Raw genomic sequence first — 17358 nt, 5'->3', positions numbered from 1 at the left:
ACGATACCCTGGGCGCCTACTGATAGAGACCGGTGTGCTGCAAACAGTCACTTGCGGTCGCAATGAAAGTCATTAACCCGCTTTGGCCCGTTGCCGGTCGGGTGCCGCTTCATCGGCGGCATATGGAATTAAAACGGTTGATTTTTGCATGTCCCAGGCGCCGGTCGGGCAGCGCTCTGCACACAAACTGCAGTGCACGCACAGATCCTCGTCCTTCACCATGACACGCTTGGTCTGCGGCAGTACGTCTGAAACATAGAGCGCCTGCTCGTAATTTTCCGCCGGTGCCGACAAGCGCGTACGCAAATCGGCTTCTTCCCCGCCTTCCGTAATGGTCAGGCAGTTGACCGGGCAAATATCGATGCACGCATCGCACTCGATGCACAGTTTTTCGGTGAACACCGTCTGAATATCACAATTCAGGCAACGCTCAACTTCTTTGATCGTTTGCTCAACCGTAAAGCCGAGCTCAACCTCGACGTTGATATTCTTGAACCGCTCACGTAAATCGACGTGCGGCATCAGACGCCGCTCGGACGAGTCGTAATTGTTCGAGAAACTCCACTCGTGCATGCCCATTTTCTGGCTATTGAGATTCATGCCGTGTGGCAAGCGGTCGTGCAGGTCTTCGCCCTGGCAATGCTTGTGTATGGAAATTGCCGCCTGATGGCCGTGAGCCACAGCCCAGATAATATTCTTCGGTCCGAACGCGGAATCGCCGCCAAAAAACACGCCATCACGACTGCACATCATGGTGGTTTCGTCGACGATCGGGCAATCCCATTGGTCGAATTCAATGCCAATGTCGCGTTCAATCCAGGGAAAAGCATTCTCCTGACCGATAGCCAGAATCACGTCATCGCAAGGAATAATCGTTTCACCAATAACAGTGCCACGATCGATGCCACCCTTGTCGTCGACCTTGTATTCCATCTGCTCGAATTTCATACCTACGAGCTTGCCGTTCTCGACCACGAATTCTTTTGGCGAGTGGTTGATGACGATCTCGACATTCTCTTCTTCGGCGTCTTCCAGTTCCCAGTCGGACGCTTTGAAAAAGCCGCGCGGCTTGCGTGCCATGACCTTCACATTTTTTGCGCCGATACGCAGCGACGTCCGGCAACAATCCATCGCCGTGTTGCCAACGCCGATAATGAGCACGTTCTCGCCAATGGATTCAGTGTGTTCAAAGGCCACCGATTCCAGCCAGTCGATACCAATATGAATATTATTGGTGTCATGACGACCCGGCAGATCCAGCTCTTTACCCCGCGGCGCGCCAGTGCCGACGAACACGGCGTCAAAGCCGTCGTCCTCTATCAGGGTCTTGAGACTGTCTATGCGGTGATTAAGTTTGAGCTCCGCGCCCATGTCGATGATGTAGCCAATTTCCTCATCGAGCGTCTTTGGTGGCAAACGGAACCGCGGAATATTGGTGCGCATGAGACCGCCGGTACTGCCCAGCGCCTCAAAGATAGTAACGTCATAGCCCAGCGGCAACAGGTCGTTGGCAACGGTCAGCGAAGCGCAGCCAGCGCCAATCAGTGCAACTTTCTTGCCATTGGTCTTGCCCTGCGGCTTCGGCAATCGCCCGGTGATGTCATCACGATGGTCGGCCGCAACCCGCTTAAGGCGACAAATCGCAACCGGCTTGTCTTCAACGCGCCCGCGCCGACAGGCCGGCTCGCACGGCCGGTCACAAACACGGCCGAGAATGCCGGGAAAGACATTGGATTCCCGGTTCAGCATGTAAGCGTCAGAAAAACGGCCCTGGGCAATCAGCCGGATGTAGGCCGGAACGTCAGTGTGTGCCGGGCACGCCCACTGACAATCAACCACCTTGTGGAAATAATCAGGCTTGGAGGTGTCTGTTGGTTTCATCGACATACTGCCCAGCAATAAGTGTGAACGCCGGGCTGCGGACTGCGCCGCCGTTGCTAATACGATTTGTCGCTAGCATAACGGTATAAAGCGGAAAGTAAACAACCAGTCACACTTTGCGCGCGAGACTACGAAAAAGTCAGCGATGGCGATCAAATTGCAGGCGTTGACCGACGACCTCTCCGGAGAGCTTGCCATCCTGCCAAACGACCGCGCCATTGACGATGGTCGCGTCTATGCTGCTGCTAAATCGTTGCCCTTCAAAAGGCGACCATTGAACTTTGCACAATACGTTTGCCGGGCTCACCGTGTAAGGTTTCTCGGTGTTCACTAACGCCAGATCCGCGAAATACCCTTCGCGCAAATAACCGCGTTCCTGAACGCCGAATATATCGGCGACGGCATGCGACGTCTTGTCGACCAGTTTCTCAACACTGAAATGCCCCTGTTTCGACAGCTCGAACAAAGTTTGCAGGGCATGCTGAACCAACGGCAGGCCAGCGGGTGCTTTGAAATACAGATTATCCTTCTCAGCAGCCGTGTGTGGCGCATGATCGGTCGCAATTATATCGAGGCGATCTTCAGCGAGTGCGGTGAGCAGTGCCTGCCGGTCTTCGGCGCGCTTGATGGCTGGGTTGCACTTTATGCGGGAACCAAGCTCAGCGTAACGGCTCTCGTCGAACCACAGGTGATGCACACAGACTTCAGCCGTGATTCGTTTTTCACTGCGATGTCCGCGCGAAAACAAGCCCATCTCGATAGCCGTCGTCAGATGCAAGACATGCAGCAATGCGTCGTAGCGCTTCGCGAGACCAGTCGCCAAAGTGGATGAAGCCAGACAGGCCGCCGCCGAGCGTATGTTGGGATGTTCCGACATGGGAACATCCTCTCCGTACTGCGTACGCGCGCGGGCTTCGTTGTCCCAGATGGTGGGTGAATGCTCGCAATGAGTGACCACCATCACCGGTGCGTGCTCGAAAATGAGTTCCAGCGCATCACTGTCGTCAACCAGCATGTCGCCAGTTGACGCGCCCATGAACACCTTAATGCCACACGCTTCGTTGATCTGCAGCGCCTTGATCTCTTCGATATTGCGGTTGGTCGCGCCGAAATAGAAACCGTAGTTAGCGCTGCAACGATTTGCGGCCAGTCGGTATTTGTCTTCCAGCACAGGCCGGGTGGTCGTCAGCGGATTGACGTTGGGCATATCCATGAAGCTGGTTATGCCGCCCGCGATTGCCGCCGCGGACTCCGTGGCCAGATCACCCTTGGCCGTCAGGCCCGGCTCCCGAAAGTGAACCTGATCGTCAATCATCCCCGGAATAAGGTAGCGACCCGCTGCGTCCAGCACCTTGCAGTTTTCCGGCGCAGCGATCTCTTTGGCGATTTTCTCGATGCGTTCGCCGACGACCAGCAAATCACCCTCGGTGGTCTGGCCTTCATTCACCAGCTTCGCGTTTTTTATCAGTAGTTTTTTCATAATTTTATTTCAGGCAAAGGTGTCAGTTGCAACGATGAGTTCGTGGGCATTGCCCGGCTCGAAAGCCGAGTGGCCGGCGTCCGGCACGATATGGAGTCGGGCTTCCGGCCAGGCTTGTGACAACTCGAAGGCCGTTTCGGCCGGACACAACACATCGTAACGCCCGTGCACGATGACCGCAGGAATTCCCCGGATCCGACCGATATCGTTCAGTAGTTGGTTCTCACTCAGAAAGCATGCATTAACGAAGTAGTGACACTCTATACGGGCAATGGCCAGAGCCATACGTTCAGCCGAGAACGAAGCGACTACGTCGGCCGTCGGCAACAGCTGGACAGTAGATGCTTCCCATGTCGACCACGCTTGCGCGGCGCGGAGCTGTTCATTGGCGTCATCGCTGGTGAGGCGACGGTGATAGGCGTTAAGCAGGTCATTTCGCTCGCCCGGCGGAATCGGCGCAAGATACTGCTGCCATGCTTCGGGAAACAAGCGACTGGTACCCTGCTGGTACAACCAGCTTATTTCGTGTGCACGTCCCAGAAAGATGCCGCGCAGCACGAGCTCGCTGACGTGCTCAGGGTGCCGTTCGGCGTACGCCAATGCCAGCGTGCTGCCCCAGGATCCGCCGAAGACCTGCCAGCGCTTGATTTGCAGGGCGGCGCGCAACACCTCGATATCGTTGACCAGATCCCAGGTTGTGTTGTCCTGCAAGCTCGCATGCGGCGTACTGCGTCCGCAGCCGCGCTGGTCGAATAGAATGACACGGTAGACATCGGGATTAAAAAAGCGTCGCATCCGGGCATTGCAACCACTCCCGGGGCCGCCATGCAGGTAGACCACTGGCTTGCCCCTCGGATTGCCACACTCCTCGTAGTAGAGTTCGTGGCCGTCGCCAACGTTGAGCCGACCGCTTTGGTAAGGCTCGATCTCAGGATACAGTGTCCGCCTTTCGTCCATACTGCTCACATTCGGTTTTTGCATTTCTGACTCCCAATGTTGCCACAGGCGACTCGGCATAACTGGATTCGCCACGGAATGGAACCTTGGTGACCACGAAAAGTCAGTAGCAGGCATCCCGGACAGTGCTGGACGTTTTGCCCTAACAGTTGTTTAAAGGCCCAGATATGAAATTTGCCAAAGTCACCCGACCCGTTTTGTTGACACTGCTCATCGCCACCCTGAGCGGGACCGCCGCCGCTGCCGACAACGTGGAAATCGACTATACAGAGTATACGCTCGACAACGGCCTGCGCCTGATCGTGCACGAGGACCACAAGGCACCGATCGTTGCCGTCAACCTTTGGTACCACGTTGGCTCCAAGAACGAGAAACGCGGCAAGACCGGCTTCGCCCATCTGTTTGAACACCTCATGTTCAATGGCAGCGAGAACTACAACGACGAGTATTTCAAACCGTTTGAACAGGTGGGTGCCACGAGCATGAACGGCACCACCTACTTCGACCGCACCAATTACTTCCAAAACGTGCCAACCACTGCGCTGGACATGGCCTTGTGGATGGAGTCCGACCGGATGGGCCACTTGCTGGGCGTCATCACCCAGGAACGGCTGGATGAGCAGCGCGGCGTCGTTCAGAACGAGAAACGCCAGGGCGACAATCAGCCGTATGGCGGCACGCAGTACCGATTGCTGAGCGGCATATTCCCGTCAGACCACCCCTATTCCTGGAGCACGATCGGCTCGATGGAAGACCTGAATGCGGCCACGGTTGAAGACGTCCACGAATGGTTCAAGACTTATTACGGGCCCAACAACGCCGTTCTTGTCATTGCAGGAGACGTCAATCCTGACGACGTTCGGCAAAAAGTCGAAACCTACTTCGGTGACATTCCGCCAGGACCACCGCTGACTCGCTTCCAGCGCTGGACCGTTCAGTTGCAGGAAAACAAGCGCGAGGAAATTCAGGACCGGGTACCGCAGGCGCGGATCTACAAGGCCTGGGGCGCGCCGGAATTCCGCTCGGAGGACGCCGATCTGTTGCAACTTGCCGATGCGGTACTGACCTCAGGAAAGACCTCGCGGCTGTACCAGCGCCTGGTGTACGACGACCAGATCGCGACGGATGTGGGCTCTTACCAGTTCGCCGGTGACATAGGCGGATTCTATTACATCCAGGCATCGGCACAGCCCGGTGGCGATCTCGACGCAGTCGAACTTGCCGTAAACGAAGAAATTGCGAAGTTTCTGGAAGACGGACCGACTCGCGACGAACTGGAACGGGTAACCACGCAGATTAAATCGGGCCTCGTACGCGGCCTCGAGCGCGTGGGCGGATTCGGCGGCAAATCGGATATTCTGGCGGAGAATGCTGTCTACGCTGGCGACCCCGGCTTTTACGCAACGTCATTGGCGCGCCTGGACAGCGCTACGCCCGCCAGCGTTCGCGATGCAGCACGCCGCTGGCTACAGGCCGGCACGTACACGCTGGAAGTCCACCCGTTCCCGGAACTTTCGGCGAACAGTGTCGGCGCTGACCGCTCAGCGGTTCCACAACCGGACTCGTTCCCGGATGTCACGTTTACCGATTTCGAACGCGGCAATCTGAGCAATGGCCTCGAACTGATCGTCGCACGCCGGGACGCGGTACCGGTGGTTAACTTCGCACTGCAGTTCGACGCTGGCTACGCATCCGACCAGTTCGCTGAACCCGGTACAGCCAGCCTCGCAATGGCGATGCTTGATGAAGGCACCCGACGGCGCAACGCGCTGCAGATCAGCGAAGAAACCGCCAAGCTCGGCGCCAGAATAGGCGCAGGATCGGGAATCGACTCAGCGAGCGTCAGCCTGAGCTCATTGAAGGAAAATCTCGACGACTCGCTGGATCTTTATGCGGACATCATCCTCAATCCGGCATTTCCCGAGGCCGAGCTGGAGCGCCTGCGCAAACTGAGACTGGCACAGATTCAGCAGGAAAAGACCCGGCCCGTTACCCTCGCGCTGCGGGTCTTCCCTTCACTACTGTACGGCGACGATCACGCGTACTCCTTGCCTCTGACGGGTTCCGGCACAGAAGAGTCGGTCGCGCGTATCCAACGCGACACCCTGGTGAACTGGCACAAGACGTGGTTCAAACCCAACAACGGCACGTTAATCGTTGTAGGCGATACAACAATGGCCGAGATCAAGCCGAAACTTGAGCGGCTGTTTTCTCGCTGGCAGCCGGGTGACGTTCCGCGCAAGAACATTGCCAACGTTGCACTACGTGACAAGCCCCAGGTTTTCCTGATTGACCGGCCGGGTGCGGACCAGTCCATCATCTTCGCCGGCAATATTGCCCCGGGCGCAGGCAGCGGCAATGAAATTGCGATTGAGGCGATGAACGATATCGTCGGCGGTCAATTCACTGCCCGACTGAACATGAACCTTCGTGAGGACAAGCACTGGGCCTACGGCGCGTACTCTTTCTTATACGATACGCGCGGGCAACGGCCGTTCATCGCTTACGCCCAGGTGCAGACGGACAAGACCATGGAATCGATGGCCGAGATTCAGGGCGAACTGAGCACGTTCCTCGGCGAACGTCCGGCGGAAGCAGACGAGCTGGACAAGGTCAAAGCCAACAATACGCTGAGCCTTCCGGGTCGCTGGGAAACAGCCTCCGCTGTCCTGCGGGACATCAACGAGATTGTTACGTTCGGTCTGGACGATGATTACTGGGACACCTATGCAGACCGTGTCCGCAATTTGTCGCTATCCGAAGTTAATGAAGCGGCCAAGACTATCATCAAGCCCGGCAATCTGGTTTGGGTCGTAGTTGGTGATCGCGCCAAAGTTGAAGAGCGCATCCGGGAACTCGAGCTCGGCGAAATCACCCAGCTTGATACGGATGGCAACACCTTGTAATCCGGCCTGACGGTCCTGCGACGCTGCGGTAGTGGAATCACTCCTGCAGCGTCGCCGGCCTGTTGCCACGGCATAATCCGTGCCGCCGTTCTGTTGCTGCCGGGCACGATGCGCTACCCTTCGCCCCTCCTGAATACAGCAAACGAATGATCGCCGGATGAAGCCGCACGATTACACCCAAAAAATAGCGGCCGCCGACGTCTACGGCATTGCTGAACGAACTCCGCTCGATACCGCCCGGCTGCTGTCAACGCGTCTGGGCAACCAGGTATTGCTGAAGCGGGAAGATCTGCAGCCGATCTTCTCCTTCAAACTCCGCGGCGCCGTGAACAAGCTGAACCAGTTGCCGGAGGCCCTGCTCGCCAAGGGCGTTATTTGCAGCTCGGCGGGCAATCACGCCCAGGGCGTAGCGCTCGCCGCACGCGAAAAGGGCGTGAAAGCCGTCATCGTGATGCCGATAACCACACCCAGCATCAAAGTTGAGGCAGTGCGCATGCTGGGCGGTGAAGCGATACTGCATGGCGACAACTACGACGCCGCGTTCGCACATGCAAAAGAACTCGAGCAGGAGCGCGGGCTCACGTTCGTGCATCCGTTTGACGATCCTGATGTCATCGCCGGCCAGGGCACTATCGGCAAAGAACTACTTGAGCAGTGCGCAACCAACCCCGATGCCGTGTTCATTCCTATCGGTGGCGGCGGGCTGATTTCCGGTATCGCGTCCTGGCTGAAAGCCCATTCGCCGACAACGAAAATCATCGGTGTCGAACCCGAAGATTCTGCCGGCATGAAAGCATCGCTGGCCGCCGGCCACCCGGTAACGCTGGCACACGTTGGTATTTTCGCCGATGGCGTTGCTGTTCGTCGCGTTGGCGACGAAACCTTCCGGCTTTGCCAGCAATTGATTGACGAAATAGTCACTGTCGACACTGACCAGATCTGCGCCGCGGTACAGGATATCTACGAAGACACACGCTCGATCGTAGAGCCGGCAGGTGCACTGGCGGTCGCTGGCCTCAAGCAATACGTCGCAACAAGCGGCGATCAGGGCAAGACATTCGTCGCGATCAACTGCGGCGCAAACGTGAATTTTGACCGATTGCGACACATCGCTGAACGAGCGGCGTTGGGCGAGCAGCGCGAAATGCTGATGGCGGTGGAAATTCCCGAGCAACCGGGAAGTTTTCGACGATTCTGTAGCGCGCTCGGCAAGCGCAGCGTCACCGAGTTCAATTATCGATACAGTGACGCTGCTCAGGCGCGGGTGTTCGTCGGCGTCGAACTACGGCGCGGACGTGAAGAACGCTTCGAAGTAATCACCAGCATGGAACAACTCGGCTATGCCGTTGTGGATATGAGCGACAACGAAATGGCAAAGGTGCACGTACGCCACATGGTGGGCGGCCGCAGTCCGGGATTGGGCGACGAACGGCTGTTTCGCTTCGAGTTTCCGGAACGACCGGGCGCGTTAGCCGCGTTCCTCAACGCCGTCGGTGAGCGCTGGAATATCAGCCTGTTCCACTATCGCAACCACGGTTCCGACTATGGCCGCATCCTCACCGGCATCCAGGTAGCCGCAGCAGACCTCGATGAGCTAGAAGAACACCTCAGTGCACTGGGCTATGCGCACTGGGATGAGAGTGATAACCCGGCCTACCGCATGTTCCTCAATTAGAGGTCAGCGGCAATCAGTCGCGAAACGTGCTGTCGCGACGATCGAGTTTTCTCAGTAGGCCCGGCCACGCGAGCTGCCCACCCAGACCCTTGGTGACTTGCTCAGCTTGAGCGGCAATGCCATTCAGTATCCGTTCGTCGACTTCTATTAATGTCGCTCCGGACGATTGCGCCATCAGCTGGATCTGGCACGCCGATTCCAGCAGATACATACCGAGAAACGCATCCGGGATACTGCGCCCCACGGCTAACAAGCCGTGATTGCGCAGAATCAGGAAGTTGTTGCTGCCAAGATCGGCCACCAGCCGCGGCTTCTCATCCTCATTGAGCGCAACACCTTCATAGTCGTGATAGCCGATCGAGATCAGCGGGAACAAGGAGTTCTGCGACAACGGCCGCAACCCATCCGCCTGCGCTGACACAGCAATACCCGCACGGGTATGCGTATGCAGTACACAACCGACATCGGCCCGTGCCTCATGGACAGCGCTGTGAATAGTGAAACCCGCCGGGTTGACCGGATACGGCGAGTCCAGGACCTTGCGGCCGTTAAGGTCAACTTTCACGAGGCTACTGGCCGTCATTTCCTCGAACAACAAACCGTAGGCATTGATGAGAAAGTGTTCATCAGGCCCAGGGACTCGCGCTGAGATGTGTGTGAACACGAGATCGTCCCAGCCGTGCATCGCTATCAGTCGATAACAGGCCGCTAGATCGACCCGAGTCTGCCACTCCTCATCGCTGACACTGGTTCTGACACTTTTCGCTGCGGTTTCATTCATAACCTAGGCTCCCACGCCTGCGCGTACTACCCCGGACACGCTGTCCACCAATAGAGTGACTGTGCCCAGCCACCTGTCTGATCAGCGGGCGCCAGCAAAATATTCTCTTATGCCATTTTGTTTGCAACCAATCTTTGCGTTGGTGCATCAGAATATTAACGAAAGACGAAACTTCCGGGTAACCGAATTAGCCCTGGCCGTCAGAGGTGACGAATTGCTGATGCTGCACAGCAAATGCATGTATACGCGTGAGCGATCAACAGATCAGGGCGTTCTATTCCGTTTATCCGCAACCAGGTACGTGTGACAAACTTTATTCCCTTATGCAGTTTGTTTCGTACTCTTGACGGTGGCTCTGCCACCGTCTTTTTTTTGCGCCGTCATTGCCGAATACGTGCAGCAATGACCGGGGTAGCCGCCGAATGAAGCAGGCGCACCGCAGGCTGATTGCGACAGCAAACACCCAATCCGGCGACGCCGCTGATTTCCGGGAGTTTGGCGGGTTTACTGCCGCTCAGTGGGTCGCCCACGCCTGAGCATGAATGTGACTAATCTTGTCCGTCTGCGTCAGCCGGTAGAAATGACGCAGCTCCGATACGCTGGTCGCGGCCCCCGTCTGTAGCCGCCGCTGCAGCCCGTGACAAAACCGGCCTGCGTAGTCATTGGCGGCCCGGTAGCGTTCTTGCTGATCTTGATTCAGGTCGGGGCGAAAGCTCACGTCGTCAAACAACCAGCCGTGCAATCGCTCCAGAAGAGCCATGTCGTCCTGCTGCGCAGCAAGCAACCAGGTTGCAACAAACTTGTCGACCTCGGCCTGCAATTCCAGCTCAAGCAAAGTAACGGGTTTTTCATTCTGCGCACGATGTGCGAGACAGGTGAAATGACTGACACCCTCAAGAACAGTCCAGAAATCGTTAAGGAACCCTGCCTGCAGGCACTCGAGCGGCTTCTGATCCATCAGGCGTTGCAGAACTTCCTGGTCCAGATAAACACTGAGCGCCATGCCGCTATCGTCTTCAGTGACGAGTACCGTCTCATCCGTGTCCGCCAACATCACGTTTGCGCCAAGCAACTTCGCCAGCTCCGGATCGGTGATGAGGAAATCATCGATGTGGTAGCCCGTATCAATCTGATACAGACTCGTAAGCTGTTGCTGAAGGTCGTTGAGCATGGCCGGTCAGTGCTGCCGCAGACCCGGCTGCGCCATTGGCACAATGCCGTTCTGTCGTAACAATGCAGCCGCCCGCTTGCTGCCGGTTTTCAGCCAGACTTCGTAGGTTCGCAACAGGTCTGTATCTGATCCTTGTTGCACGCCGTCACGCACTTCATTCAGCACATCGACAACGATCTGAAATTTGCGTGCAAGCTCATCGTAAACATCGGCCAATGCACGTCCTCGCGCTGTGCCGCGGATTTCGTCGGATAGGGAGCCGTAGGCCGTGCCACCCATTTTTATGTAGTAATCAAGGTCTACCAGCTTGTGCGCCAGACTATCGGCAAAGAAGCCGGAAACGAACAGCGCGACGTCGCCGAGACGCTGCAGCACTGCGCTGCGTTCAGCGACACTATTGGCCTCCGTTGCATCAAGCAACATCATTGCCAATGGCTTGAGGCCATAGACCTCGCCGCTGTCATCGTAAAATTCTTCGGATCGAGAAAAAAGGGTGAGTACGTTTACAACGTAGTGAGTAGTGTGCGCATCCACAGTCACTCGTTGGTTTGCAATCGCGTCGTCGATTGACTCACGAAAAAAATCCCGTAAGTCCGTGACGGCCATTACACCGTGAGCTGATGCCCGTCCAGAGAGCTTAGTCATAGGCCACGTTCTCCTTGCTACTGGAAATCGTCACGGCCACTTCGGTCGAACTGCAGTCTCATCCGGTTTCCGCCGGATTGTCGGTGACTGCAAATCATAACCCGCAGTTAACCGCGCACTGTGCGTCGCAATTATCTGCCGACGCAGTCTTATCTATATAGGAATTTGACCATGGACATTGTGACAAGGTTCACGAAGCGTGTGCAATCAGAATTGCGCTGACCACTCGCAAGCAAAAACGGTGCACAAAAAACAGCACTGCGTACCTACAAGCAGCACCGTACAGGGAGTGCTACCACATTTGTCGAAGCTTACCGGCAACATCAATTTTAATGTCGGTGCGCGGCTGCAATCGCGGCTCATCAGCATCAGGACGGCCAAACCAACGTTGCTGCATCGTGGCCATAAGTGGCTTCGTCATAAACCGGCTGCGTGCGCCGTACACGTGCTTGTCACCGTCGCGTCGCTGCTGAGTAACGTGGTAACGCAATGGCGCGACCAGGTGCAACGAACGCTTGGCCCGGGTCATAGCAACGTATACCAGGCGTCGCTCCTCTTCGATTGCTTCAGGCTTACCGGTTGCAAACTCGGACGGAAAGTTACCGTCTGAAAAATTCAAGACGAAAACCGACTCCCATTCCTGGCCCTTCGCGCTGTGGACCGTCGACAACACCAGGTAATCCTCATCCAGTAAAGGGTCACCGGCCTGATCCCCGGCAGCAGCCGGTGGATCCAGCGTCAGCTCGGTAAGAAAACGTTCGCGCGTTGCATAGCGAGTAGCGATCGATTCGAGCTGTTCGAGATCAGCCTCGCGGGTTTCGACGCTGTCATAAATGCGTTCAAGCTGCGGCTGATACCACTTGCGCAGCATGCCTATTTGCCAATGCCAGTCATTGGCGCTGAATTCCGCTTCCCCCAAGGTCTGCAGCAAATCGCAGAACCCCGACCATTCTTCACGGGCAGCCGCAGGCGGCTTGAACTCAGCCAACGCTCGCCAGTCGTTCCCCGCCTGAGCCAGCAGGTCAAAACATTTGGATGCGCTGGCAGGGCCCATCCCGGGCAGCAATTTCAAAACCCTGAAGGCCGCCACTTCATTGCGGGCATTCTCAGCCCACTTGAGTATCGACAACATGTCTTTGACATGACTGGCCTCCAGAAACTTGAGTCCGCCATATTTCACGTAAGGAATATTCCGGCGTACCAGTTCCAACTCAAGCCTGTCACTGTGATGCGCACTGCGAAACAACACGGCCTGCTGTTTCAGCTCGATCCCCTGCTCGCGGTTCTCCAACACGCCATTGACGACAAACTCGGCCTCCGCATCCGTGTCTTCCACGCTCGCGTACACAGGCTTGGCACCGTCTTTTCGGCGGCTGAACAGGTTCTTTTTGTATTGACGCTCGCTCTCGGCAATCAGGCAGTTCGCTGAATCGAGGATAGGCTGAGTCGAACGGTAGTTTTCTTCCAACGTCACGATGCGCGCTGATGGCAGATATTGATCGGCAAAGCCAAGGATGTTCTCGACCTCTGCTGCCCGAAACGAATAGATGGATTGCGCGTCGTCGCCGACGACCGTGAGCCCGTTTCCATCCGGTTTCAGCGCCTGCAGAATTTCCGACTGCAGAATATTGGTGTCCTGATATTCATCAACCAGCACATGATCGAACCAGGAACCGATATCCGCGGCAAATTCCGGCTCGGCAACAAGGTGACTCCAATACAAAAGCAGGTCATCGTAATCGAGCGCCTGATTTTGTTGTTTGCGCAAGACGTAGCCGCGAAACAGATCAGCCAGTTCGGCTTCCCAGTCGCTGCACCAGGGAAAGGTGCTCTCGAGAACAGCGGCAAGCGACTGCCGTGAGTTGACGCAGCGCGAATAAATGGCGAGGCAAGTGTCCTTTTTCGGAAAGCGACGGGACTTGCTCGTCAGCTTCTTGTCGTGCCGGACGACATCGAGCAAATCTGCCGAGTCACCACGATCGAGCACGGAGAAGGCCGGATCCAGCCCGACCACCCGGGCGTAGCGTCGTAACAAGCGATTGGCCACCGCATGAAATGTACCCGACCACGGCAACAGGCCAGCGGCCGGCATGGGTTTGCCCCGGTCAGCCAATGCCCGGCGCACGATTGCCTCAACCCGACGGGTCATTTCCTGGGCAGCGCGGCGGGTAAAGGTCAGTAACAGCAGCCGTTCCGGGTCCACCCCGCTGACAATCAGGTGTGCAACCCGGTGCGCGAGCGTCATGGTCTTGCCGGTACCTGCGCCAGCGATAACCAGCAGGGGCCCCGACCGGAAGCGGCTTTGCGTATCAACGTCGCCGAAGACAGCGGCCTGACGCTGCGCCGGATTCAGTGCGGCCAGGTAGTCCGTCGTTTGCTCGACCACGTCCGCCATAAGCGCCCCCAAAAGACTGTATTCTTATACAGTACTGTATGGATTTACAAGTACGGGCTCAGCAATCGTGCTCGTCGAGAAAATCCTCGATATGCGTGGCCAGCAGGCCAGGTTGCTCGAACTGCAGCATATGACCCGCGGCCGGAACCGTAATGCAACGCGCATTGGGGAAGGGGCAGCGGGCCGGATCCTGCCACTCTTTTGCCCCATCTTTGAAGTCAGATTCGGCGCCACACACCAGCAAGGTCGGTGCGCTGATTCGCTGCCAGCAGGCGAGTACTTCAGCGCGCCGGTACAGCACGGCGTTTGGCCAGCGATGAGCCATGTCGGCCTTCAGGTGCAGGCGACCGTCCGCATCCTGACGGGTCCAGCAGGCCGCGACGAATCGGGCGCGTTCGTCGTCGATAGCAGGACTGCGTTCGCGAATGCGCTCGATCAACTTGCCCGGACTGGCAAACCCGGGATGCTCGCGACGACTGCGCGCCGCCTCGACCCAGCGTCGATAGTTCTTTGGCGCATCGTCGGGATTGCTGTCCGGCAAGCCGAAACCTTCAATGTTGATCAACGCTGACACTCGCTCCGGAAACACGCCAGCGAACAGTGCGGCGACATTTGCACCCATGCTGTGACCAACGACCGGTAACGATGGCGGTAACTGCAACGCGGACAGTAAAGCGTCCACGTCCGCCAGGTAGTCAGGGAACCAATATGCTTCGGGGTTGTGAGCGGAATCACCGAAACCGCGCCAGTCCGGCGCAATGACTCGTCGTTGACCGTGCAGATGATCAACCACGAACTGGAAAGTGGCTGCGCAATCGCCCCAACCGTGCAGGTACAGCAGCGCTGGTGCGAGCGGATCGCCCCATTCATGTACCCGGCAATCCATTCCGCGAATCGTTAATCGCTGTTCGCGCTTCGTTACGCGTGGTTTGTAGAGTTCGTCGTTCACCGGCCGAATCTTCTCATGCTGCTGCAAACTAAAGGACCGGAATCATAACGAACAACGAAATACGACATAAGCACTACGTTCTGCAGCAGGCCTCGTGTATAACGTGTTGAACTCACTCACTAACCAAACAATAGTTGTCGTTGCGCCAGGCATGACCTTTGAGATCGCATTAGTTCTCGGCATACTCGCTGCCGCATTGGTTCTGTTCGTCAGCGAAGTCATCCGCATGGACCTTGTGGCTCTGCTGGTCCTTTGCACGTTGACCATTACCGGACTGGTGCCTACCGATCAGGCCTTCGCCGGATTCAGCAGCAACGCGGTAATCACCGTTTGGGCGATGTTCATCCTCAGCGAAGGATTGACCCGCACCGGCATCGCCGACGTTATCGGCCGCCGCATCGTCCGGATTGCCGGCCCCCGCGAAGTACCGATGATCATGGTCATCATGATTACGGCGGCCACGCTGTCGGCATTCATGAACAATATCGGTGTCGCCGCACTCATGCTTCCGGTCGTCGTCGATCTCGCACGCCGCACACGCTTGCCGGTTTCACGCTTGCTCATGCCACTGGCGAATGCGACCTTGCTGGGCGGTCTCGTGACATTGATTGGTACTCCGCCGAACCTGCTGGTCAGCGAAGCGTTGTTCATCAGCGGTCACCAGCCTTTTGAACTTTTCGACTTCACGCCCATCGGCAGCGGCATAGTGCTCGCCGGCATTCTGTTCATGGCGCTGATCGGACGGTTGTTGCTGCCCAAAACCCGCGCCGAACGCAGTCGCCACCTCAGCCAGCGCAGCCTGCGCTCCCGTTACAAATTGCAGGAACAGACCTTCATGCTGCGGGTGCCGGTCAATTCGGTGCTGGTAGGCAAGACACTCGCCGACAGCCGTATAGGCGTCTCGACCGGACTTATCATTCTCGCGCTGGTCCGCTTTGGCCGCAGCGAAACCTTGCCAAGCCGGCAAACGGTACTGCGTGCCGGCGACGGCATCCTGGTAAAAGGCCGCGAAGATCAGTTTCGCGAACTGCAGCGCTGGAGTGACCTCGTCATCGAACGCGAAGCGCCTGTTCTCAAATCCATGGTGTCGTCGAAGGTCGGCTACGCAGAAGTAAAACTGGAAGAAAACTCACCGCTGGTTGGCGAACTCGTGCGACTCGCCGGGTTTCGCAGCCGATTCAACGTCGTTGTCGTGGGCATCAAGCGACGTAACACTTACCGACTGACGAATCTGGCCTATGTGCCACTACGCGCTGGCGATCACATACTCGTGCAGGGCGAGATCGAGATCATTGAGGAACTGCACAAATTTGCCGACTTCAGCCACACCGAAGTCCTGACCAACGAACAATTGCGCGAGCAATATCAGGCCGATGAACGCATGTTTGTCGTCAGATTGCCGAAACATAGCGAGTTATCCGACGCAACCCTGCACAAGAGCCGCATCGCCGACGTTTTCGATTTTCGCGTCCTGGCGATTTTCCGTGAAGGCAAACTAAGCCTTATGCCGGATGGCGACGAAATTCTGGCGGGCGGCGATCTGCTGTTAATTGAAGGTCAGCCAGAGGACCTGGAAGTTCTGCGCGGCCTGCAGGAACTCGAAGTTGAATCGCGCGTCGCACCGCACCTCGGCAAACTCGAGTCTGAACGCCTGACATTGATGGACGCCACACTCGACCCGCGCAGCTCACTGGCCGGCAAGACGGTGGGTGAACTCAATTTTCGCGAACGTTACGGACTTGAGCTTGCGGGCATCTGGCGGGACGGCACGACGCTCAGCGTCGATCTTGCGGAGGAGCGACTGAAGGTCGGCGATGCCCTGCTGCTGCTGGGACCACGCGATCGCCTGCAATTGCTGAGTAATGATTCCGACTTTCTGATCCTGACACCGCTGGGACAGCAACCGCCGGACACACGGCGTGCACCGCTGGCCGCCGCAGTCATGATCGCTGTCGTCGGCCTGGTCCTGGTCGACTACCTGCCGATCGCAGTAGCGGCTGTGGCGGGTGGCAGCTTCATGATCCTGACCGGCTGCCTGACCATGGAACAGGCCTACCGGGCCATCGACTGGCGCGCGATATTTCTGATTGCCGGCATGTTACCGCTGGGCGTCGCGATGCAGGACAGTGGCGCCGCTACCTGGCTGGCTGGCCAGGTCATGGAGCTGTTGGGTGACAAGGGTCCGTGGGCGGTGATTGCCGGGCTTTACCTGCTGACGGCCGTCGCAACATTGGCCATACCGACCGTCGCACTCGTCGTACTGATGTCGCCCATTGTTCTTTCGTCAATGGCGGAACTGGGCTTGCAACCGCACACGGCCATGATGGCGATTGCCATGGCTGCGGCCAGCTTTATGAGCCCGATTTCTCACCCGTCGAACACGCTGGTCATGGGTCCCGGCGGCTATCGCTTTGTGGACTACCTCAAAGTCGGCATACCGATGACCCTGGTTGTCTTCGCCGCAACGATGTTACTGCTTCCCTGGCTGTGGCCATTGCAGCCGCTCTGAAGCCATCGC

The 17358-nt window shown here is 57.3% G+C and carries 11 protein-coding genes; 3 read left to right on the top strand and 8 right to left on the bottom strand.

Annotation, left to right across the window (positions count from 1 at the left end; genetic code table 11):
• Window positions 1-72 precede the first annotated feature (72 nt).
• From AC0L8N_RS11390 to pip, 3 genes are all read right to left on the bottom strand, one after another.
• On the bottom strand, window positions 73-1881 hold the full coding sequence (locus AC0L8N_RS11390; protein WP_473667775.1) for an FAD-dependent oxidoreductase: 1809 nt from the start codon (window positions 1879-1881) through the stop codon (window positions 73-75).
• 139 nt (window positions 1882-2020) lie between these two features.
• Window positions 2021-3361: a dihydroorotase gene (locus AC0L8N_RS11385; protein WP_473667774.1), complete on the bottom strand. Its 1341-nt coding sequence runs from the start codon at window positions 3359-3361 to the stop codon at window positions 2021-2023.
• Between the two features lie 9 nt (window positions 3362-3370).
• Window positions 3371-4342 carry a prolyl aminopeptidase gene (pip, locus tag AC0L8N_RS11380; RefSeq protein ID WP_473667773.1) on the bottom strand — a complete coding sequence of 324 codons (972 nt, stop codon included), beginning with the start codon at window positions 4340-4342 and terminating at the stop codon, window positions 3371-3373.
• A gap of 143 nt (window positions 4343-4485) precedes the next feature.
• On the opposite strand from pip, the gene AC0L8N_RS11375 reads away from it, so the two are divergent.
• Window positions 4486-7224 carry a M16 family metallopeptidase gene (locus AC0L8N_RS11375; protein ID WP_473667772.1) on the top strand — a complete coding sequence of 913 codons (2739 nt, stop codon included), beginning with the start codon at window positions 4486-4488 and terminating at the stop codon, window positions 7222-7224.
• 157 nt (window positions 7225-7381) lie between these two features.
• Window positions 7382-8899 carry a threonine ammonia-lyase, biosynthetic gene (gene ilvA / locus AC0L8N_RS11370; RefSeq protein ID WP_473667771.1) on the top strand — a complete coding sequence of 506 codons (1518 nt, stop codon included), beginning with the start codon at window positions 7382-7384 and terminating at the stop codon, window positions 8897-8899.
• A gap of 13 nt (window positions 8900-8912) precedes the next feature.
• On the opposite strand, the gene AC0L8N_RS11365 is transcribed toward ilvA, so the two are convergent.
• From AC0L8N_RS11365 to AC0L8N_RS11345, 5 genes are all read right to left on the bottom strand, one after another.
• A complete protein-coding gene (locus tag AC0L8N_RS11365; RefSeq protein ID WP_473667770.1) occupies window positions 8913-9680 on the bottom strand; it encodes a class II aldolase/adducin family protein in 768 nt (255 codons plus the stop codon).
• A gap of 514 nt (window positions 9681-10194) precedes the next feature.
• Window positions 10195-10851, bottom strand: coding sequence for a hypothetical protein (locus AC0L8N_RS11360; RefSeq protein ID WP_473667769.1), 657 nt, complete (start codon window positions 10849-10851; stop codon window positions 10195-10197).
• 6 nt (window positions 10852-10857) lie between these two features.
• Window positions 10858-11496: a hypothetical protein gene (locus AC0L8N_RS11355; protein WP_473667768.1), complete on the bottom strand. Its 639-nt coding sequence runs from the start codon at window positions 11494-11496 to the stop codon at window positions 10858-10860.
• 292 nt (window positions 11497-11788) lie between these two features.
• Complete coding sequence (locus tag AC0L8N_RS11350) at window positions 11789-13891, bottom strand: ATP-dependent helicase (RefSeq protein WP_473667767.1); 2103 nt, start codon at window positions 13889-13891, stop codon at window positions 11789-11791.
• Window positions 13892-13949: 58 nt separating this feature from the next.
• Window positions 13950-14840, bottom strand: coding sequence for an alpha/beta fold hydrolase (locus AC0L8N_RS11345; protein WP_473667766.1), 891 nt, complete (start codon window positions 14838-14840; stop codon window positions 13950-13952).
• A 151-nt stretch (window positions 14841-14991) separates the two neighbouring features.
• Between AC0L8N_RS11345 and AC0L8N_RS11340 the strand changes: the two genes are divergently transcribed.
• Entirely contained in the window at window positions 14992-17349 is a 2358-nt protein-coding gene (locus AC0L8N_RS11340; RefSeq protein WP_473667765.1) for an SLC13 family permease, read from the top strand.
• Window positions 17350-17358: the final 9 nt, after the last annotated feature.

The organism is Woeseia sp. D3-10 (assembly GCF_055809415.1).
Note: the sequence above shows the minus strand (reverse complement) of the source record. Positions and strands in the feature narration are given on the sequence as shown.